At 36.2% G+C, this 23322-nt stretch carries 16 protein-coding genes and 1 tRNA gene; 1 reads left to right on the forward strand and 16 read right to left on the reverse strand.

The window, feature by feature from the left end; genetic code table 11:
• The 12 genes from HUB95_RS04905 to rpsL form a co-directional block, all read right to left on the reverse strand.
• On the reverse strand, nucleotides 1-8514 hold the full coding sequence (locus HUB95_RS04905) for a DNA-directed RNA polymerase subunit beta/beta' (RefSeq protein WP_209452366.1): 8514 nt from the start codon (nucleotides 8512-8514) through the stop codon (nucleotides 1-3).
• 58 nt (nucleotides 8515-8572) lie between these two features.
• Complete coding sequence (rplL, locus tag HUB95_RS04910) at nucleotides 8573-8974, reverse strand: 50S ribosomal protein L7/L12 (RefSeq protein WP_197907106.1); 402 nt, start codon at nucleotides 8972-8974, stop codon at nucleotides 8573-8575.
• A gap of 26 nt (nucleotides 8975-9000) precedes the next feature.
• Nucleotides 9001-9519 carry a 50S ribosomal protein L10 gene (gene rplJ, locus HUB95_RS04915; RefSeq protein WP_015588767.1) on the reverse strand — a complete coding sequence of 173 codons (519 nt, stop codon included), beginning with the start codon at nucleotides 9517-9519 and terminating at the stop codon, nucleotides 9001-9003.
• Nucleotides 9520-9531: 12 nt separating this feature from the next.
• A complete protein-coding gene (gene rplA / locus HUB95_RS04920) occupies nucleotides 9532-10185 on the reverse strand; it encodes a 50S ribosomal protein L1 (RefSeq protein WP_209452367.1) in 654 nt (217 codons plus the stop codon).
• A 4-nt stretch (nucleotides 10186-10189) separates the two neighbouring features.
• Nucleotides 10190-10630, reverse strand: coding sequence for a 50S ribosomal protein L11 (locus HUB95_RS04925; RefSeq protein ID WP_015588765.1), 441 nt, complete (start codon nucleotides 10628-10630; stop codon nucleotides 10190-10192).
• A gap of 2 nt (nucleotides 10631-10632) precedes the next feature.
• Nucleotides 10633-11469, reverse strand: a complete 837-nt coding sequence (nusG, locus tag HUB95_RS04930) for a transcription termination/antitermination protein NusG (RefSeq protein WP_015588764.1) — start codon at nucleotides 11467-11469, stop codon at nucleotides 10633-10635.
• On the reverse strand, nucleotides 11459-11659 hold the full coding sequence (gene secE / locus HUB95_RS04935) for a preprotein translocase subunit SecE (protein ID WP_244662746.1): 201 nt from the start codon (nucleotides 11657-11659) through the stop codon (nucleotides 11459-11461). The genes nusG and secE overlap by 11 nt, the downstream gene beginning before the upstream one ends.
• Before the next feature lie 19 nt (nucleotides 11660-11678).
• Nucleotides 11679-11751: transfer RNA gene (locus HUB95_RS04940), tRNA-Trp, on the reverse strand.
• Nucleotides 11752-11764: 13 nt separating this feature from the next.
• Nucleotides 11765-12937, reverse strand: coding sequence for an elongation factor Tu (gene tuf / locus HUB95_RS04945; RefSeq protein WP_010962309.1), 1173 nt, complete (start codon nucleotides 12935-12937; stop codon nucleotides 11765-11767).
• A gap of 11 nt (nucleotides 12938-12948) precedes the next feature.
• Complete coding sequence (gene fusA / locus HUB95_RS04950) at nucleotides 12949-15024, reverse strand: elongation factor G (RefSeq protein WP_141456828.1); 2076 nt, start codon at nucleotides 15022-15024, stop codon at nucleotides 12949-12951.
• Between the two features lie 21 nt (nucleotides 15025-15045).
• Entirely contained in the window at nucleotides 15046-15525 is a 480-nt protein-coding gene (rpsG, locus tag HUB95_RS04955; RefSeq protein ID WP_007549313.1) for a 30S ribosomal protein S7, read from the reverse strand.
• Between the two features lie 5 nt (nucleotides 15526-15530).
• Nucleotides 15531-15905 carry a 30S ribosomal protein S12 gene (gene rpsL / locus HUB95_RS04960; RefSeq protein WP_006279787.1) on the reverse strand — a complete coding sequence of 125 codons (375 nt, stop codon included), beginning with the start codon at nucleotides 15903-15905 and terminating at the stop codon, nucleotides 15531-15533.
• A gap of 909 nt (nucleotides 15906-16814) precedes the next feature.
• Here rpsL and prmC point away from each other — a divergent pair.
• On the forward strand, nucleotides 16815-17654 hold the full coding sequence (gene prmC, locus HUB95_RS04965; RefSeq protein WP_197907102.1) for a peptide chain release factor N(5)-glutamine methyltransferase: 840 nt from the start codon (nucleotides 16815-16817) through the stop codon (nucleotides 17652-17654).
• A gap of 164 nt (nucleotides 17655-17818) precedes the next feature.
• Here prmC and HUB95_RS04970 read toward each other — a convergent pair whose 3' ends face one another.
• From HUB95_RS04970 to HUB95_RS04985, 4 genes are all read right to left on the reverse strand, one after another.
• On the reverse strand, nucleotides 17819-18622 hold the full coding sequence (locus tag HUB95_RS04970; RefSeq protein ID WP_244662747.1) for a P44/Msp2 family outer membrane protein: 804 nt from the start codon (nucleotides 18620-18622) through the stop codon (nucleotides 17819-17821).
• A 165-nt stretch (nucleotides 18623-18787) separates the two neighbouring features.
• A complete protein-coding gene (locus tag HUB95_RS04975; protein WP_209452370.1) occupies nucleotides 18788-20791 on the reverse strand; it encodes a type IV secretory system conjugative DNA transfer family protein in 2004 nt (667 codons plus the stop codon).
• Nucleotides 20792-20821: 30 nt separating this feature from the next.
• Entirely contained in the window at nucleotides 20822-21814 is a 993-nt protein-coding gene (virB11, locus tag HUB95_RS04980; RefSeq protein WP_209452371.1) for a P-type DNA transfer ATPase VirB11, read from the reverse strand.
• Nucleotide 21815: 1 nt separating this feature from the next.
• Nucleotides 21816-23312: a TrbI/VirB10 family protein gene (locus HUB95_RS04985; protein ID WP_015588759.1), complete on the reverse strand. Its 1497-nt coding sequence runs from the start codon at nucleotides 23310-23312 to the stop codon at nucleotides 21816-21818.
• Between the last annotated feature and the right edge of the window lie 10 nt (nucleotides 23313-23322).

Here is a 23322-nt window from a genome sequence, read left to right on the forward strand (position 1 = left end):
TCAATTCGACTGATCGTATGCCACTACGCTCTCTTCCTCACCAGAGTGTAAATGACAACCATTATCCATCAACCATTCCTCGTCATAAGTTTCAATATCAAAATATTTTTCATATTTATCCACATTATCACAAAGTGAAAGTGCTCTGATCTTATTCATAATCAAACCTGTACCAGCAGGAATTAATCTTCCTACTATAACATTTTCTTTTAATCCACTTAAAGGATCACTCTTCCCGCAGAATGCTGCTTCTGTAAGTACTTTTGTTGTCTCTTGGAAAGAGGCAGCAGAAATAAAGGAGCTAGTTTCAAGACTTGCCCTAGTAATCCCCTGCAGAATAGGAAGATAATGAGTAGACCGTTTGCCAGAGTTACTCATAGCATCATTTTCCCTATCAACTTCCAGCTTGTCAATGCTTTCGCCAACCAAGTACATAGTATCACCAGGATCAGTAATTTCCACTTTTTGTAGCATTTGTTTTAAGATCACCTCTAAATGCTTATTGTCTATACGAACACCCTGCAATCTATAAACTTGCTGTATTTCAGAAATCATATAGTGCGCTAAAGCTTCTAACCCAAGCACACGTAAAATATCATGGAGATCAGGGTCACCATCCATCAATAGATCACCTTTACGTACAAAATCACCTTCATTGACTATTACATGCTTACTTCTTGATACCAAATATTCAACTGGAGAAATTTGTTCATCTACAGGTTTAATTAATATACTGCATTTTCCTCTACGGTCTTTTTCAGAAAACGCTACATAGCCATCTATCTCACTAACAATAGCATGCTCTTTAGGACGACGTGCTTCAAATAACTCTATAACCCTCGGTAAACCACCAGTAATATCACGAGTTTTAACTGACTCTCTTGGTGTTCTTGTAATAACATCACCTGCATGAACCTTCTGGCCATCTTGTACATTGAGCACTGCACCGATTGGTATAAAATAACATGCTTCAACGCCACTTGCGAGTGTCATTACTTTACCATTATCGTCAAGCAGCACAATACGAGGACGTAAATTAGCTCCACCAGAATGCAATTTCCAGTCTTTTACTACTTTGCTTGATATTCCTGTAGATTCATCCATCACTTCAGTGATCGAAATTCCATCTTTTAAGTCCTGATAAGACACTGTACCAGTCTTCTCCGTGATAATAGGCAATGTATAAGGATCCCATTCCGCAACTTTATCGCCAATTTTTACTGACCCACTCTCATCTACATAAAGCTTAGCGCCGTAAGGTACACTGTGCTTCAACTTCTCACTACCAAGGCTATCAATCAACACGACTTCACAGGAACGGCTTATCACAATTTTATTTCCGTTTCTATCTATAATTATATTACTATTGTTTAACTTTATTTTAGCATTAATAGAAGCTATAATATTCGAGGATTCAACGCCTCTAGTCATTACTCCACCTATATGAAAAGTACGCATCGTTAACTGAGTACCTGGCTCTCCAACAGATTGAGCAGCTATAACACCAACTGCTTCACCTATTGAAACAATTTTACCAGTTGCAAGGTCTCTTCCATAACATAAAGAACATACACCAGGACTTATTTCACAAGTTAAAGGCGATCTAATTTTTACAACATCAAGACCTGCAATGCTGATTTGCTTTACTTTATCCTCATCAATTAATTCCCCTGCTTTTACTAATAATTCTTTTGTCACTGGGTTATATATATCATTTGCAGCTGTTCTACCCAGCACAACACTCTCTAGAGATGCAACTATAGTACTTCCTTCAACTGTAGCTCTCACAACAAGACCATTTTTTGTTTTACAGTCATGCTTTGTAACTATGCAATTTTGAGATACATCAACTAAACGACGAGTTAAGTATCCAGAGTTTGCAGTTTTAAGTGCAGTGTCAGCTAAACCTTTACGCGCACCGTGAGTAGAATTAAAGTATTCAAATACGTTCAATCCTTCACGGAAATTAGAAATTATAGGTGTTTCTATAATCTCACCAGAAGGTTTGGTCATGAGCCCTCGCATTCCTGCTAGCTGTTTCATCTGTGAAGTAGAACCCCTTGCACCAGAGTTAACCATCATATACACTGAGTTGTACTTACTATTTCCATCATATATAGATATTGCTTTTAACATATCATTAGCTATCATATCCGTACACTTAGACCATTCATCTATAACCTTGTTATACCTCTCACTTCTAGTTATTAGCCCATCTTGATATTGCATAGAGAATTTCTTAATTTCACCCCTCGCGTGATCAACATGTGTAGCTTTAGTTTCAGGTATAACCATATCACAACGACCAAAAGAGACACCAGAAAATGTGGCATACTCAAAGCCAAGTACCATTAATTTATCAGAAAATGCCACTGTAGCACTTTGACCACAGTTACGATATACCAAATCAACTATACCAGTTATTTCCTTGACTGTTAATATCTGATTTATTAGATCGAAGCCTAGATTCTCATGCTTAGGAAAAATTTGCCATAATATTAAACGGCCAGGAGTTGTACAAACAGTTTTATAGTGAGTTTCACCGCTGCTATTAATATACTCCATCCTATACTTTATACTAGAATGAATATGTAAAGTACCATCACTCAAGGAATGCTCAACTTCACAAAAAGCACCAAAAGATGGTAAATTATCTTCCTTAGGTTCTTGTAAAGTCAGATAATATATACCAAGTACTATATCTTTACTAGGAACTATAATCGGTCTGCCATTAGAAGGACTTAAAACGTTATTAGTGGACATCATCAACACCCTAGCTTCAAGCTGAGCTTCCAATGAAATTGGCACATGCACTGCCATTTGATCACCATCAAAATCAGCATTAAACGCCGTACAGACAAGCGGATGAAGCTGTATTACTTTGCCTTCAATAAGGATTGGCTCAAAAGCCTGAATACCAAGTCTATGTAGCGTAGGCGCTCTATTCAACAAAACAGGATGCTCTTTTATTACCTCTTCAAGCATATCCCAAACTTCTGGTTTTTCTGCTCTTATCAACTTACTAGCAAACTTAATAGTTGGAGCCATACCATACATCTTAAGCTTTGAGTAAACAAAAGGTTTGAATAGTTCAAGAGCCATTCTTTTTGGTAATCCACACTGATTTAGTTTCAAAGTTGGACCAACAACTATTACAGAACGTCCAGAGTAGTCTACCCTTTTTCCTAAGAGGTTCTGGCGAAAACGACCCTGTTTTCCTTTTAACATATCACTAATGGACTTTTTATATCCAACAGCACCAGCTTTATTTACCAAAGTATTACGACGACTATTATCAAAAAGAGAATCAACTGCTTCTTGTAACATCCTTTTTTCATTACGAATCATAATCTCAGGAGGATTTAAGCTCAACAATTTCCTCAACCTGTTATTTCTATTAATAATAGTCCTATAATGATGATTCAGATCAGAAACTGCAGGACGACCACTCTCAAGCGATACCAAAGGACGCAAATCAGGTGGTAAAATAGGTATAGTTGTAAGTATCATCCACTCAGGCCTATTTCCAGATTTAATGAAGTTTTCAACAATACGCAATCTCTTTATAATTTTCTTTCTTCTTATCTCAGAAGCAACAGATTCTAATTCTAGTCTTAAATCCTTCCTAATTTCATGTAAATCAAGGCGCGTTAGCAACTCTCTTATAGCTTCAACACCTTGCATAGCTACAAAACTATCGATCCCATAGCTATCTTTAGCTTCATTATAAGCTTTTTCACTAATAATCTCACCTTTTTCAAAAGGCGAAACAAGAGGATCTATTACGATATAATTATCGCTATATAAAATATTCTCAATATCTCTGAGAGACATATCTAATAATGCTCCAATTCTTGAAGGAAGCGATTTCAAAAACCATATATGAGCAACAGGAGATGCAAGCTCTATATGACCCATCCTTTCTCTTCTTACTTTAGAAGATGTAACTTCTACTCCGCATTTTTCGCATATGCGACCTCTGTGTCTTCTTTTTTTGTATTTTCCACATAAACATTCATCGTCATTGACAGGACCAAAAACCTTAGGGCAAAATAATCCACCTTTCTCAACTTTGAACGTACGATAATTTGCAGTTGAAACATCTTCTATCTCACCACAAGATATACGCTTAATACTTTCAGGGCTAGCAATCGATATGCTAACCTCATTAAAAGGTTGTGCAATGTTAGTGTGAGATATATCTTCAATCACTACATCATTTTGCTTTAAATCTACATTTAAACATAAAGAACGTAGTTCTTTTATCATCACATTAAAGGATTCAGGAATTCCACATTCAAAATTACTGTCACCTTTTATTATCGATTCATAAATCTTAACTCTACCATTAATATCATCAGACTTCACAGTTAACATTTCCTGCAAAGTATAAGCAGCACCATAGGCTTGTAATGCCCAACATTCCATTTCACCAAAACGCTGACCACCAAAATGAGATTTTCCTCCAAGAGGTTGTTGAGTAACCAAACTATAAGGCCCTACTGAACGCGCATGAATTTTACCATCAACCAAGTGGTGCAACTTAAGCATGTACATGTAACCAACTGTAACCTTGCGGTCGAATTTTTCACCACTGCAACCGTCATATAATACAGCTTGTCCAGAGTTATCTAAACCAGCAAGTTCAAATAATTTTGCTATTTGTTCATCTTTTGGACCCTCAAATACAGGTGCAGCAACAGGAACGCCATCACGTAATTTGCGTGCAAATTCAATGAGATTATTATCACTAATATTACGAATATCATTACAGATAGATACGTTACTGCCATAGCTATAAACCTCAATCAGGAAGTTACGTAAATTGCTGTATGAACTTTTACAAGAGTTCAAATAGTTCTCTACTAACTCATTCAACTCGTCATTTAGTGCATTCTTATTAGGTGTATTTAAAACAGAAGCCGTTATTTCATCATCATCAATATTTTCAATTTTTTTATTATCAAGGTATGCTACTGCAAATTGTGTAAAATTATCATCGTTAAGGGACCTAATTCCCTTGCAAAAAGCACTTTTGATCTTATTGATCTCATCGAGAATATTACTTACCTTTTCCCCTAATTTTCTACAAGCCCAACCTACATGCGTTTCCAGTATTTGCCCTACATTCATTCGTGAAGGAACACCAAGAGGGTTAAGAATAATATCAACAGGAGTACCATCTTCCAAATAAGGCATATCTTCCACTGGCACAACTCGAGAAATCACACCTTTATTTCCATGTCTACCAGCCATTTTATCCCCTGGTTGCAGACTATGTTTCACAGCAATGAAAACTTTTACTGACATCGACACACCTTGAGGCAGGTCATAACCTTCATGTAATTTTTCTACTTTTCGCTTAAACTGTGCTATTGCATGTGATACTTTTTCATCAAAATCTTTTTTTAAGCTCTTAACTTGCTCAGAAATGGATTGGTTTTTTAATCCTATACCCCACCATTGCTCACGTTCAATAGAGTCAAATTTTTCTCGATCTTGAGAACCAGAATTAATAAGAAGTTTCTTCAATTCATCATAGAAATATTCACTAGTAACATTGATTATATAATCTCGCTCTTCCTCAAAGTCATTTATCTCTTTTTGTTTGATGAGTAATGCCCTTTCATTTTCTTCAACCCCCCTGCGTGTAAAGACTTGTACATCAATTACTGTCCCTTCAACATCTGGAGATGTATATAAAGAGGAATCCGCACAATCGAATGACTTTTCACCAAAAATTGTCATTAATAACTTCGTTTCAGGAGGCAATGAAAGAGAAGGTTTAGGTGTAACTTTACCTACCAGAATATAGCCTGGACCAACTCTTGTACCAATTTTCACTATACCACTATCATCCAAGTGATATAGATTTTCTTCATTAACACCAGGTATAGCACGAGTTATTTTTTCTGATCCTAAAGGGGTATCATGTACAACACAGTCAAATTCTTCTATATGAATAGAAGTAAAGAGATCTTTTTTAACAACTTCACTAGAAATAATAATAGAGTCTTCAAAATTATAACCTTGCCAAGACATAAAAGCGACTAGCAAATTTTTACCAAGCGCCAACTCACCACTGTTAATTGCAGGACCATCAGCTATTACATCACCCTTTTTAACATAATCACCTACGCACACTAGCGGTCTTTGATTAATACAAGTATTATGGTTAGAACGCTGAAACTTCCTTAGATGATAAATATCTACGTCCAAGTAGTTAACCCTTTCTTTATCAAAAGCACGTATAACTATAGAGTTACTATCAGAACTATCAACTATGCCATCGCGTTTTGCTAAAACTACAGCACCAGAGCCAGAAGCTACAAAAGACTCCATACCAGTAGCAACCAGAGGAGCGGTAGGCTTCAATAAAGGTACGGCCTGACGTTGCATATTTGAGCCCATTAATGCTCTATTAGCATCATCATTTTCTAAAAATGGAATCAAGGAAGCTGCAACTGATATTACCTGCTTAGGAGATACGTCAATGTAACTAACTTGGTCGCTACTTACCATGACGAAGCTACCAGCATATCTACAGTATAGCATGTCATCAACAAAGCAATTATTTTCATCAAGCTTTACGCTAGTGTCAGCTATATGATGTGAGCCTTCGTCTATAGCAGAAAGATACTCAATTTGATCAGTAACAACCCTATTGACTACTTTTCTATAAGGGCTTTCAATGAAACCATATTTATTAATACGCGCGTATATAGCTAAGCTGTTGATTAACCCTATATTTTGCCCTTCAGGAGTCTCAATAGGGCAAATTCTTCCATAATGAGTTGGATGAACATCACGCACCTCAAATCCTGCCCGTTCTCTTGTTAAACCGCCAGGACCTAACGCGGATAACCTTCTTTTATGTGTTATTTCAGATAACGGATTAGTCTGATCCATAAATTGAGATAATTGAGAAGAATTGAAGAAATCTCTTAAGACATTAGTTAACACTTTTGGATTAATAAAATCAGATGGAGAAACTTTATCTAAACTAGAAGTGGACATAGAATCAACTATTGCGCGTTCCAATTTCAACAACCCAGTTCTAAATTGATTTTCTATAAACTCTCCAACTGATCTTACTCTTCTGTTTCCTAAATGATCAATATCATCTACAGATCCTTGACCGTCACGTAACAATACTATTTTTTTCACAATTTCAATAATATCTTCATGCGTTAAAACAGTTAAATCCTCATCATAATTTAATCCAAGGTAAGAGTTAAGCTTCAACCTACCAATGTTAGACAAATCATAATATTCCGGACTGAAGAAAAGATTACGGAAAAACTCTTCTACTATCTCTAAAACAGGAACTTCACCAGGACGCAAAACTCTATATATTTCATATAGTGCATCCTGATAAGACATGTTTTCATCTAAGAAAAGCGTATTTAATATATAAGGTCCAACAAACAAATTATCTATGTTCAACACTGATATTTCATCTACAGATAATAACTCAAGCTTCTTTATGTCTTCCAGCTTTATAGATTCACCAGCAGATAAAATTTTCGTAGAGCTAGCACTATCCATTAAATCTTCTGCGAGGAATAAACCACATATAGAATTAAAAGGAACCAGATACTCTTTCAATTCATTATCATATAGCTTTTTAGCTAGTCTTGAGGTAATACGAACGTTAGCTTTAAGCAGCACATTACCTTCAATATCCATTAAGTCGAAAGGCAGCCTCACTCCTTTAAATTTATCAGGAACAAAAGGCACTTTCCAACCATCTTTATGTTTTACATACTTTATTTTCTCATAAAATCTATCGAGTATATCATTATTTGATAAACCCAACGCCTTTAATAAAACTGAGATTGGCAATTTTCTTTTTCTATCAACACGAAAATACAAATGGTCTTTAACATCAAATTCAATATCAAGCCAAGAACCCCTATAAGGAATAATTCTAGCAGAATAGATCAATTTACCAGAATTGTAAGTTTTTCCCTTATCGCTATCAAAGAATACACCAGGAGACCTATGCATTTGTGAGACGATAACTTTTTCCACACCATTAATGATGAAAGTGCCCTTATCAGTCATCATAGGCAACCCACAAAAGTGGACTTTCTGCTCTTCTATAGATTTTACAACGGTTGCAAGTTTAGAATGATCTCCACTCTCTTTAATCGATTTATATTCATCAAGAGAAATACCATCCTGCATAACAACAAGACGTATAGAAGCAATAACCTGAGCAGAAAAAGTTACACCACGCTTTATACACTCAGATTCATCATACTTAGGATCATCCACCCTACAACTTATAAACTCAATAGTAGCTCTACGCAAAGGATCATTTATTGGAAAGATTGTATGAAAGATAACTTCAAGTCTTTCATTACCCTTATTCTGAGGAGTAAATGAATCATACGATTCTTTTTGAACCTTAACCAAATCCAATAAAGAATCTTTTAAATCAATCGACCTAGAATAAGAAACTCTAGGAACAAAAGCACCAGAAGCGTACATATAAGAAGAATCAACCATTAAAATACCCCAAACTAATTAAAAGAGCTATATCAATATAAAATTAATACATTAAATATTATTCAAGCTCCACTTTAGTTGCTCCTGCTTCAATAAGTTTTTGCTTGATTTTTTCTGCTTCGTCTTTAGGAACATTAGCAGTCAAATCTTTAGGTAAAGATTCAACCAACTCTTTTGCTTCTTTTAAACCCAATGTAGAATTAACCTCTCTCACAGCTTTAATAACTCCTATTTTTTTACTCGCATCAATTTCTTTAATCACAACTTTATATTCAACTTTCTCTTGAGCAGCAGGAGCAGCAGCATTATCGCCAACAGGCGCCCCAGCACCAACAGCTCCACCAAGAAAAGAACCAGCAGGCAACCCTATTTTCTCTTCTAGAACTTTTACAAGTTCAGAAGCCTCTAATAGATTTAAAGATAATATTTTATCAACCAAATCACTTTTTACATTACTCATAATTACCACCTTACTTAACAATAAATTTATTTTTTAGAACTATAATAATCCAAAACTCTCATAAGCCTCATAGAAGATGAATTAATAGACAACGCCAATCGAGCAGGAATATCATAAGATATTAAACGCATAATTTTAACACGCAATTCATCCAGAGAAGGCAACTTAGCCAGTTTATTAACATCTTCCACTGTTAACAATTCATTTAAATGAGCCGCGCAAATCACAGACATTTTTTCTTTGTTAGCATTAGCAAAATCAACTATTAACTTTGCAGCTTCTACTATGCCACTAGAGTATATAATAGCAACAGGACCAGAAAATTTGCCTGATAAATAAGAAAATTTGCCAGTCCTTTCCAAAGCCAAGCGAGCCAGAGTATTTTTAACTACTAATACCCCACCTGTTATAGACTTCAGGTTATTCCTCAGGATTAATGAATCATTAGCATTTATAGATTTAAAATTTACTAATATTAAGAAATCATTATTTACAAATACGTTTATTGTGTTCTGTATAAATTCATCTTTATTTTTACGCTTCACGGTATCGCTCCCTTAAATTATATCTTCCAGTTTGCTTATCTTATAAGCTTTACCCATAGTTGAATTTAAAAAAATACCCTTAAAGTAAACTCCTTTCACAGAAATAGGTTTATTATCTTTAATTACTTTAAGAAAGGCTTTTAAATTTTCTAGCAAGTCATCAATATCAAATTTAATATTTCCTAATTTACCATGAATAACACCATTTTTATCTGTTCTAAATTTTATCTGACCAGACTTAATGGTTTTAATAGCTTCTGCAATGTTAGAAGTCACAGTACCAAATTTAGGGTTAGGCATCAGCCCTTTAGCACCCAATACTTTTGCAATAGGAGTGATTTTTGCCATAAAATCATGAGTAGTAATGCACCAATCAACATCTAATTTTCTACCTTTTTTTATTTCTTCAACTAAATCCTCTCCTCCTGCAATATCAGCACCAGCTTTTTCAGCTTCTAATAAATGTTTATCTTGAGCGAAAACAGCTACTTTAATATTCTTCCCGATACCTTTAGGCAAAACTACTGTACCACGCACCTGCTCTTCAGATTTACATGAATCTACGCCTAGATTGACCGCAACATCAACTGATTCATTAAATTTTGCTGAAGCAGACTCAACAATCTTCTCCAAACACTGCTTAGGATTACCATTATATGTATTCATTTACCTAACCTTCCACAACTTCTATACCCATAGATTTTGCAGTGCCTACAACCATTTTCACTGCTGAATCTTCATTATCCACTTTCATATCAACCATCTTGCACTTTGCCACTTTAATTATAGCAGACATAGGTAATTTAGCCACTAATTCTTTACCAGGATTACCAGAACCTTTACTTAATTTAGCTTCCTGCTTAAGTAAATAAGCCACAGGAGGACCGCTGACAGTAAAATCATGAGAGCGATCATCCTTTATGGAAATTCGCACTGTTACTAAATCACCTACTTTATAATTAGCGTTAGCAGCGCTAGTAACTTTATTAAAAGCTTCACAAAACTTAGGAACAGGTATACCACGCGGACCAAGTACTGAAGCAATTTTTGGTCCTGGAACTGCTTTTCCAGCTTCCATAAGTAAGTTAATCTTAGCAACTACAACACTCATAATTAATCCTCTATTTTCTCTACTTGAGCCAGATCAAGCTCTATTATTGTCGGCTTACCTAAAATCGATACTTCCACATTAATAATTTTTTTCTCATCGTTTACCATATTTACCTTACCAGTAAAATTTTGAAAAAGACCATCATTAATTTTCACTTTTTCACCTTTTTCATAACCATAACCTAACTTCTTTGTCTCTTGAGCATTATAAAGTGCATTACACATTGAGTGAATCTCATCATCCAAAATTACCTTTGGAATATTACCATTTTTCAAAAATCCATAAACCTTAAGAGATTTTGGTATATTATTGATAAAATTCAATACTTCATCGCATAAATTCACGTATAAAAAGACATAACCAGGAAAGCATTTCCTTCGTGTAGCAATTTTCTTAGATTTTAACTCTATTTCACTTAGCTCTTCATATGGAATAAAAACTTCCTTAAAGTAATCATTAACACCCAATCTCATAGAATTTTCCAATATATGTTGGCGCACTTTCTCTTCACAATTGGAAGCAACTCTCAAGATATACCATTTATATCTATTAAATTCTTTACACTTTAAACTTATCTCATCATCTGAAATCATCTCAAAATCACCAGATTCGCCACTACAGAATCCAGGCGTTTGATTCAAAATATTTTTGCTTTCATCACACAGATGCATATATACATACACTTCACATAACTCTTTTATATCAGACTTTGAATTACATACCGTTTGATAAGGAATAAACACTTCCTTAAAATAAACAGCATTACTTACCAATTCGCGTATGTTTTGCTCATATCCATAATCAACTTTAATGATATACCATTTATATTCACATTCCATAAATAATTCCAAATAAAGCCTTAATTACGTAAAGAGACATAAAACCCACAAAACAGAAGAAAATCGAAAAGCATAATATAACAATCATTACAACAAATAGAGATGACAACACCTCCTGTTTCTTTACCCAAGCAATTCTTCGTATTTCTTGCTTTATATCACAGAAAAAACCACACAAACTTTTTAACATTTCCACCACAACATTAATGCAGGAGCGATAGGAATTGAACCTACAACCTCTGGTTTTGGAGACCAGCGCTCTACCAATTGAGCTACACTCCTATAACTCAAACTCTCACTCCAAAATTTCAGAAACAACACCAGAACCAACAGTTCTACCGCCTTCTCTTATCGCAAAACGCAATCCCTTATCCATTGCTATCGGTACTTGCAATTCTACTTCTACACTCACATTATCTCCTGGCATTACCATCTCCTTCCCATCTAGCAATTTTATGCTCCCAGTTACATCCGTTGTCCTTAAATAAAACTGTGGCTGGTAATTCGCAAAAAATGGTGTATGCCTTCCTCCTTCCTCTTTCTTTAATATATAAACCTCCGCCTTAAACTTTCTATGCGGTGTTATCGTCCCCGGTTTCGCTAATACTTGCCCTCTCTCCACTTCTTCTCTTTTTGTTCCTCTTAACAATATTCCTACATTGAGTCCTGCACTTCCCTTATCCAGCAACTTCTTAAACATCTCAACACCTGTGCATATCGTCTTTTGCGTCGCTTTCAGACCTATTATCTCTATCTCTTCTCCCGTCTTTATCTCTCCCTTCTCTATTCTTCCTGTTACCACTGTTCCTCGCCCCGATATCGAAAATACATCTTCGATTGGCAATAAAAATGGTAAATCCACAGGCCTTGGTGGAACCGCTACATATTCATCTAACTTTTCCATCAATTTGTCTATTGATTTCTTTCCATATTCGCTGCTGTCATCCTCCAGCGCCTTGAGCGCTGAACCAACCACCACAGGCACTTCATCCCCTGGAAATCCGTATTTACTCAGTAATTCCCTCACTTCCATTTCTACTAAATCTATCATATCAGCATCAGCAACATCAGCTTTATTTATATACACCACGATATATCCAACACCTACCTGCTTCGCCAGCAATATATGCTCTCTCGTTTGTGGCATTGGCCCATCAACCCCCGACACTACCAATATCGCCGCATCCATCTGTGCTGCACCTACTATCATGTTCTTTACATAGTCAGCGTGTCCAGGACAATCAACGTGTGCATAATGCCTTTTTTCCGTCTGATACTCAACATGCGCTGTTGCTATCGTTATCCCCCTCTTCCTTTCTTCTGGCGCTTTATCTATCTGATCGTACGCTACAAAATTTCCATAATGCTTCGTTATCGCCGCTGTTAACGTCGTCTTCCCATGATCCACATGTCCTATTGTTCCAACATTTACATGCGGCTTTCCAAATGCTTCCACTACTGCTGTCATAATTATTACCCTTAATTATACTCTAACTTTAACTCATCAACCACATATTGTGGCACTTGCTCATAACAAGAAAAATGCATACTATACTGCGCCCTTCCCTGAGACATAGAACGCAAAACGTTGATATAACCAAACATATTTGCAAGAGGTACCGAAGCAGTAATTATTTTACTATTATTACCTAAATCGAGCATATCAGCAACATTTCCTCTTCTACTATTTATATCACCCATAACATCACCCATATATTCTTCAGGAGTAATGATTTCAACTTTCATTATAGGCTCCAGCATTTTTGGACCAGCTTTATTTGCCATCTCTTTAAAAGCACCTTTAGCAGCAAGTTCAAAAGCTAAAGGACTAGAATCAACCTCATGAAAAGCACCATCAAGAAGGGTAGCCTTAAAATCAATCAACGGAAATCCCGAAATTACACCACCTTCTTTTATCAACTCCAAGCCATTTTCTACCCCAGGAATATACTCTTTTGGAATAGCACCACCTACAATTTTACTTTCAAATTGAAACCCAGAACCAGGCTCAAGAGGTTCAAATTTTATTTTAACCTTAGCAAACTGACCAGCTCCACCAGATTGTTTTTTATGAATGTAATCAATTTCAACAGATTTAGTGATAGTTTCACGATATGCAACCTGAGGAGCACCGACGTTAGCCTCAACGTTAAATTCGCGCTTCATTCTATCAACAATAATCTCAAGATGGAGCTCACCCATGCCTTTCAATATAGTCTGGCCACTTTCCGCATTTACTGACATTCTCAAAGAAGGATCTTCTGCAACCAACCTATTTAGAGCAATACCTAATTTTTCCTGATCTGAAGTGGTTTTAGGTTCCACAGCAATTTCAATAACAGGCTCAGGAAATTCCATACGCTCCAATAATATAGGAAAATCAACAGAACATAAAGTATCTCCGGTGGTTGTTTTCTTTAGCCCAACTAAAGCAACTATATCTCCAGCCCTAGCCTCAGTTATATCTTCTCGGTTATTTGCATGCATAAGTAACATTCTGCCAATCCCTTCAGTTTCGTTTTTTAACGCATTTGAAACGGTAGATTTAGACTTTAATTTACCAGAATAAATACGGATAAACGTCAAGCTGCCTACAAATTTATCCGTCATCACTTTAAATGCAAGAGCAACAAATTTCTCTTTTTCTGAAGGTTTGACCTCAATTTTCTTTTCTGAATCTTTAGGATCAATTCCAACAATTACATCAACATCAATAGGAGAAGGTAAAAAGTCAACTACACCATCTAAAAGTGGTTGTACGCCTTTATTTTTAAAAGCTGATCCACATAACACAGGAACAAATTTTCCTTTAATGGTCCCATTTCTCACGCATTTTTTCAGTAAATCCACTGGCAGATCATTAGACTCAAAGTAAGTATTCATCGCTTCATCATCCATCTCAGCTGCAGCATCTAATAAAAGATTTCGATATTCTTGAGCCTTATCAAGCAAATCAGAAGGAATATCTTCATAAGAAAATTTAGCGCCCAACGTTTCTTCTTGCCATATAATGGCTTTCATAGAAATAAGGTCAATTATACCTTTGAAATCTTTCTCACTCCCTATTGGTAAATGAATAACTAAAGGTGCTGCACCAAGCTTCGTCTTTATCATATCAACACATCGATAAAAATTTGCCCCTATTCTATCCATCTTATTAACAAAGCAGATACGAGGAACGCTATATTTATCAGCTTGACGCCACACTGTCTCAGATTGAGGTTCAACTCCAGCAACTCCATCAAATACAGCAACTGCACCATCCAAAACCCTTAAAGATCTCTCAACTTCAATAGTGAAATCAACGTGACCAGGAGTGTCTATTATATTGACCCTATGATCATTCCAAAAACATGTTGTTGCAGCAGATGTGATTGTAATACCACGCTCTTTTTCCTGCTCCATCCAATCCATAGAAGCTGCACCATCGTGCACTTCACCAATTCTATTTTGCTTACCAGTATAAAATAAAATACGCTCTGTTGTGGTAGTCTTACCAGCATCTATGTGAGCCATTATCCCTATATTTCTGTATTTAGATATTCCAATTTCCATATCACAATTAATTAGCTAACATTAAAAACGAAGATGAGAAAATGCCTTATTAGCTTCAGCCATTTTATATTTTTCTTCGCACATCTTAAACGCACCACCGCGTTTATTATAAGCATCCAGTATTTCAGATTGCAAACAATCAACAGTGGTTTTTCCACTCTTTTTTCGAGCAGCAGAAGTTGCTTTAGCAATCCACCTTAACGCTAAAGAAACCGCTCTATCTTGTCGAACTTCAACAGGTACTTGATAAGTTGCACCACCAATGCGTCGAGAACGCACTTCTATAGAAGGAGTAACATTTCCTACTGCTGTCTCAAAAATTGATAACCCACCTTCGCCTATTTTCTTTTCAGCTAAAGACAAAGCGTCATAGATAATCTTTTCTGCAGTAGATTTTTTACCACATTTCATGATTGTATTAATGAAACGCATCAGCAAAACACTGCCGTAACGCGAATCAGGACTTATTTCTCTTTTTTTTGCTTTATTCCGACGAGCCATAAACTTTAACCAGATTTCTTTACACCATATTTTGAACGAGCTTTCTTTCGATTTTGCACACCACGCAGATCAAGGGCACCTCTTATTATGTGATAACGCACACCTGGCAAATCTTTAACCCGCCCACCACGTATCAAAACAACAGAGTGTTCTTGTAAATTATGACCTTCACCAGGTATATAAGCCGTCACTTCACCATACCCACTAATTTTTACTCTGGCTACTTTACGGAGTGCTGAGTTAGGCTTTCTAGGAGTTGTAGTATACACCTTAGTGCAAACACCTCTCCTTTGAGGGTTGCTTTCTCCCAAAGCTGGTACCTTTTTCTTATGGGTCAATCCTAATCTACCCTTACGTATTAATTGATTTATCGTAGGCATATGTTATAAACTCAAGCTCATTAAAATAACTAAGTTTTTAGTTATAAAATAATAAACCTCAATAGTCAATATAAAAATAAACATTACTACTCTAATAATTAAGCTCAACTGCCTTGAAAGCCATCAGTAGACTTCTTGCACTACCTCCCAAGCCACAACTGTCATTCAGTAGAAACGAAAAAACTTACTTGACACCCTTCGCCAGCCCCATTATCATGGTACCGAAGGTATTCATTTATCTTCAATCTGTGCAGATTAAATGACAACAGTATTACGTAATTGGCGTCTTATTTTTAATTTTTTGCACTATGCACACTTTACGTCTTCACAACATTTCTGGGTTTTTACCTATATAAGCTGAAACGCGCTTATAAAGCGTTTAAGACAGTATAGTACGCCAATTTGCAGGATTAGAGAGTGACAACTAGCTAATACGGGATATCTTTTGCCTTTTTTTGCTTGGTAAATTTCTTAATATTTATGGCAACATGAACTGAGCAGGAAGGTGTCATTCCAGTGCTTGACACTGGAATCCAGTTTTCCATATAATCTCATCGAAAATGTTGTAACCACTTTCTGTGCTAGTTTGCTTGCTTACAAGCAAACTTTTCTGGATCTCAGTGTCTGGGCACTGGGATGACAGGAGAAGGTACTAGGATGACACCCTGACCTCGTCGTCCCGCTACGTGTTAGCGGAATCTAGAGATACCGTGACGGTATGACGTAAAGCTCGCATTAGCTATACTTTTATGCTCACCAACTTAGCTGGATCCAAGTAGTCAAGCTACTTGGATCTGCAAATTGCAATGTTCGTACAGCTGCGTGCTTGACACTGGGATTTAGCGCAGCTACCCTAAACTGGAAGCTCATCTTGCTATTTTTGGCTGAAAGAAACATATTTTTAGAATAATGAAAACAATCAGCACTTTAATTCAAGAAGGATCGGAGTTATTATCGTCACATAAAGTTGAATCACCACATTTAGATTGTGAAATCATCATGCAGCACGTACTTGGAGTGGAAAGATTATTTATAATTGTGAACCATGCTGATCAAGTGCCGATGGAGAAAGAACTTTTATTTTGGAAATTAACAAAAAAAAGAGCGGAAAGATATCCAATATCGCAAATAATAGGTAATCGTGAATTCTGGAGTAAAAATTTTATAGTTAACCAGCATGTTTTAGATCCAAGGCCAGATAGTGAAACAATAATCCTAGCAGTGTTAAAATATTACCCAAACAAAAAACAGAAACTAAAAATTGCAGATTTTGGTACAGGCACAGGTTGTTTATTGATATCCGTACTTAGTGAGTATGAATATGCTGTTGGCGTCGGTTTTGAAAAAAGCTTGGAAGCATATAAAGTTGCCTATCAGAACACAAAAAAACATGATCTTCTCAGCAGAGCCAAAATATTTCCAAGTTCGTGGACAGAGTGCAGAGGTTCATTCGATCTTATAATCAGTAATCCTCCATATATTAAAAGAAGCAAATTGAAAGACTTGCAAGCTGAAGTGCAAAAGGAACCAAGAATTGCCCTTGATGGTGGTATTGATGGTTTGAGCTGTTATTTGAGCATTTTTCCAATATTGAGAAAGTGCCTTAAAAAAAATGGGTTTACGATATTGGAGATAGGTGAAGATCAAAGCAATATTGACAAAATAATCCCCTCATACGAATTAGCTTTTCAGGAATATGTATATGACTTAGCGGGAATGAAGAGATGCATTGTTGTGAAAAGAACATAGCTAATGTTTTTTTGCCTTCATCCCATATTATCCTATATCATCCCAGTACCCTCTACCTAGTCATCCAAGTAGCGTGACTACTTGGATCTATATTTAACTAGATCCTATGGTCAAGCCATAGGACGACAGGAACGGTTTCATGCATTTTTTAAAGGGCAACATGTTTAAGCTTTGCTGGCAAAATGGAAAGTAAGACCAGCCTCTATACCGTGTGTGTGAAATAGTTGATTACCTATATTTATTTCCTCAGTTACTTTGCTACCTGAGCTAGGATTAAGCTTCTTTTTTTTATCATTATTAGGGTCGTCTACCACTTGTCCTAACCTTTTTGCTGTAAGCTTAATATCGCTACCAATAGCACCAAAACCTCTATATCCGATATGCATATTTACATCTTCGTTTATGCGATAGTCAAAGCCAGCTTTTAATTGACCTGCGGGTCTTATTGACGGTTTTTCAAACATCGTCATTCTTGTTGCACCGATCCCAATACCAACGTAAGGAGAAAAAGAGAAACGGTCACTTTTCCAATGATGATAAACATTTGCCATTACAGATATGTTCTCAATTTGGTCATGACTAACTGCAGCACTATAGAGATAAGTTTCTTTATTAGGATCCTCACCAGTCTCCTTTAGGTATGAAACAGTTATTTGGCTACTTGTTAAACCAATATTATCCACTTTTACAGAAGAATACATCCCTTCCAATTCAGCCCTATAGCTGTTGTTACCCAATTCTCCTGTGTAACCAAATGCCACATTTGCAGCAAAAGGTGGATTATAATCTCCTTTATACTCACTTAGTGACTGACCTTCTGTGTTCTGAGCACCCCTGTCATTTATAGACAAATTTTTGATACCTGTAGTGCTTGTTTTTAGTACGCTTGTGTTATTTAAATATTGACCGTAATACCTACTACCAAAGTAAAACCCTTCTGTTTCACTTGCAAAAGATTGTTGTGACAACAATAAAGCAAATGCTGTAACCGCTAATGTTTTTTACTAATCATTACTACTCCCCTAGTTAAAATAGCTAATCTAATACTAATTAATTAAAAATGGCTTAATATGAAAAAGCTAATTATTTGCATAACTTGCACTTTTCTGAGCTAAAAATAGGCAAAGTTAACCTTACTTCTCGTCATTTTTTAATTTATCCTCATCTTCAAATTCATCCTCCTCTTCTTCGTCATCAAACCCATCATCGCTCCTATCCTCATCTTCCTCGTCATCATCTTCAAACTTATCGTCGATATCTTCATCATCAATATCTTCGTCTGCAAATTCATCTGATTCATCATATACTGCATCTTCGGTTTTAGTTTCAGCAGGATAATCAACTGAATTAGGTCCCTCAAGAACATTATTCCCCTCGTTATTAACCTTATCTTTGCTCGCAGCGGCAGAAAGAACTTTGTTTGGGTCATATGGTTCTTGTGTAGGCACACGAGTTTGTTTGAGCAGCCTTCTTGTGAAGGTGGTATCACTGTAGTACAAAATTTTCTTTGATTTAATTGGGTAAGTCGACTCTATTAAAATTATCTGATCGTCACGTGGCAACATAATAACTTCTTGAGGCAATAGCAATGCTCTCTGTATTTCAGAGATATGTAATGACCTTGAAGCAGGATTTAAATCTAAAAATTTAGGCTTATTCAACGATTCTTGTTGTACAGTTTTGTTTCCTATAAGTTGCGATATTAAATTAGCTGTTTCAATATTATTGGCTGCAAAAGTTATTCTGTAAGTCGAGTTTGACAAAAAGGAGTTCATCCCTGCTTCTTCGTATATTCCTTTGAGCTGCTCAGTATCTTGAACAATTAAGAATAACCTAACTCGATAACCACGAAAATATGCAATACCTGTTTGAAATTGCTCCATTTTTCCAAGTGTAGGAAACTCATCCATTAAAAACAATACGCCATAAGGCTCGTCATCCGATGGCAATTTTCTACATAAAAACTCAGTTGCCTGTTGGTAAAAAACCTGCATTAAAGGCCTGAGCCTAGTCAAGTTGTCAGGAGTTAAACCAACATAAACTGTAATTTTCTTCTTTTTAAAATCTAGAATATTAAAATCACTTGACGCAGTTGCAGTATCAATCAATGGGTTTGCCCACAATTCAAGTGATGAGTTCATGGTTGATACAACACCTGACCTTTCTTTATCAGCTTTTTGTAAAAAAGCTGCAATATTCATATATGCTACAGGGTGTAGTATTTTACCCATTGTATCAAGAGCAACAGCAAGATTATAAACCACGTCATCACTACGCATCGTACGCACAACTTCACCAAAAGATTTAACTTTCTCTGGTGCAGCAAGTAAGTATAATACCACTCCAACAAATAAGCTTCTTGCTTCATTCTGCCAAAAGTCTTGTTCAGGCATGATTAGGTTAGCTATTTTCTGCACATCGTCAACCATCTGCCCAGGTTTTTCACTAATCCATTGTAATGGATTGTAACAGTGACTTATTCCATCTGGCTGCGCTGGATTCCATACGTATACTTTTTGTCCTTGTCGTTCTCGCCAACCACTTGTTATTTCATAGTTTTCTAATTTTATGTCGTGTACAATTACCGAGTCAGTCCAAAATAATAAATTAGGAATTACAAAGCCAACACCCTTACCAGAACCTGTAGGTGCAAATAACAATGCATGCTGAAACCCATCAGAAATGAAGTATCCTCTTTTATCTTTACCAAGCAATAATCCCTTTTTGCTTCTTAATCCTGCTTTTCGTATGTCTTTCTCTGATGCCCACTGCGAATCTCCATGAAGTGATTCCTTCTTTTTAAATGGTCGCCACTCAATTATCCTTTCTCTTAAATTCCATAAGATAATCATTAAAACAATGATAGGCAGTGCAGAAGATATAATTAATGTGATTTTGAGCTCAAGGCTATATAACTCTGGATGATGCCAACAATATTGTATATGATCAAAAATCGTTGGCCAAAGAGCTTGAGGGAAAGTCGTCAAACTAGGATTAATTGCCTTAAAATCCACAGCATCCGGACCATCAGCAAACAGAACAAACAATATACCAGATAGATAGAAGCAAAACTCAAGTACGCTAAAAGCTACTACACCTCCTATGAGAATATTACGTAGGTGATTTCCATTACTCATAAACTACTCTTCCTTAACTTATGTATAAATTTAAGCATTTTCGCTCGCAGATCTAGTAAATAATATCTCAGAAATGCTTCTTTTGCCCCCACCGGTTCTTTTTAGCTGAATAACAATATCAATCACATTTCTAATGTATGGTATAATTTGGTCTGGAGGAATGCCAAGGTTTGCTTGCATAACCATCAGTTTTATTTGCTCAAGGGCCATTGTTGGACTATCCGCATGAAGGGTTGATATTGATCCAGGGTGACCAGTATTTATCGCCCTAAGAAAACTAAAAGCTTCCGCTCCACGGAGCTCACCAACTATTATTCTGTCTGGCCTTAAACGTAAGCACGCTTCTATCAAATCTTGAGTGGTTACTTTTGCTCTGCCCTGCCCTCCTTTAGAGGCAATTAGATGGACTTTATTGGGATGATCGTTCAAAAAGATTTCCCTTGCATCCTCAACAGTAATAATTCTTTCCTCATCTGGAATAGCACGCAAAGTAGCATTAGTAAAAGTAGTCTTACCAGTGGAAGTTCCACCACTAATTATAATATTTTTCTTACTTATTACAGCGTATTCTAAAAACTCTTTTATTTTTTTTTGCCTTAACAGTAAATCCAAATGACGGTCAACTGGATTATCAGTTGCTTCTGTAACAGTTTCAGAAAAAGCCCCCATTTTTTCGTAATCATCGAGTGCTAATTGCATGCTAGAAGGCTTACGAATCGACATGACTACTTTATCAGGCTCACATGCTGGCGGAAATACTATCTGTATACGATAACCATTTGGTAATGTTGCCGAAAGTAACGGCGCTTCTTCGCTAAGCTTTTGTTCTGTAGCTTGAGCAATCAGTCTGCCAAGAGATTTCAAATGGTTAAGATCGAATATTTCTAATTTTTCACACCTTACTTCACCACGATTTTCAATCCATACTTCCTTTGGCTTATTTATTGATATTTCATTTACGCCTTCTTCTTGAAATATGCCCTGTAATGGCTCCAAATATGTATCAAGTGCAGCATAGTTCATTTCATTGATTTAATATTGCCTGTGGAGGAAATACTATATCTTGGTTAACAAATACTTTCAATGCAGTGCCTTGATCAACATAAATAGTTGGTTTTTTATCTGTATATCTGCCCACTATATCTCGCATGTCTTTAGAAAAATCATTGATTGATTTCCCGATTGCTTCATCATAAACAGATTTGCTTCTTTTCTGAGTTTGCCTCAACAGTTGACGTACATCGTCTAAAGTTATACCGATATTGTCACTAGTAATTGCATCAACTCCACTAGCTCCAGAACTTTTTATCACACTTACTATTTCTTCCTTTATTATTCTCAGTAAATCCTGATCACTTTTAGCATTCCGAATTTTTTCAATAGCCCTAAGACCCAATTTCCATTTTTCGTCTCCTACCTTCCCAACTTCAGTTTTTATAGCATCCTCCAATCTCTCAACAATAGCCCCTTTGAGAGAAGAAATATCTATTTCAGTTGCAGTAATAGACTTCACTGCATCCATGGCAGTTAGCGCATCGATAAGATTAGAAGCCTTTTGCCCTATAACAGCCGAACTAATCGAAACACCAGCAAGTGCCACTGAAGAGAATAACGCACTTACTATTTTATTATCAACTATTCCCGCTATCCCTGCTCTACCAAGCTCGTCAGTACTAAGTGATGAGATGGCAACATCTATTCCATGTGGCAGAATCACTCTATTCCAGTTTATATTTACACGAGATTTAGCAACATTCGAGTCAAATGAATAACTACCTATCAATCTTGAGCCTTTAGGTATTAAAACTGTATCACCAGTTTCTGCATAAACATCTCTACTCACCATAGCACGCAGCATTCCTTGCAGATCAGAATTTATTGCAGTTTCAAGAACAGCATCAATAATTTTACCTTGAGTAATCATTAAACCAAGCTTTCCTACTCTGGTAGCTTTGCTCGACTGTGCTGAAGTGTCGGATAAAATAGCATCAGCAGCCTTGTTCTCTCCACTACTACCTGAAATTGTTAACATTTGTGCACTACGTCTGTCTCTAGGATAACCTCCGCCCCCTATTGTAGGAAACGAGGTAGGTAAATTGCTAATAACATTACTAGAAGGAAAATTTGGCTTTGGCAAAATAGGTATATTTGACACAGGGGTTTCTTTTGGTTTCTCTTCTTCTTTTTTAATTTGTTTTATTTCTGGTACGATTTGTGGTGTAGGAAGAGGAGGTAAGGGTGGTAAGGAATCGGTTATTATTCTTTCTGGAACTATTACATTATCTGGAACTTGTTCCAACTTTCCTTTAAATTCTTGAACGTTTTGCTTTGTTTCCTCTTTTTTAATAACTTCTGAATCCTCTTTATGAGAAGGACTAAAATAGAAATAATACACTACACCAACCAGAAGCACTAAAATCATAACCATCAATGCCCTATGACCTTGATTAGAGCCAACTGTTACTACCTTGTTCTCTATTTCTGACTCATCTTCTGAATTGTTACGCCTTTCTTTATTCATATTGCATGTA

Origin of the sequence: Wolbachia endosymbiont of Ceratosolen solmsi, from assembly GCF_017869155.1 — a bacterium.
GTDB classification, from domain to species: Bacteria; Pseudomonadota; Alphaproteobacteria; order Rickettsiales; family Anaplasmataceae; genus Wolbachia; species Wolbachia pipientis.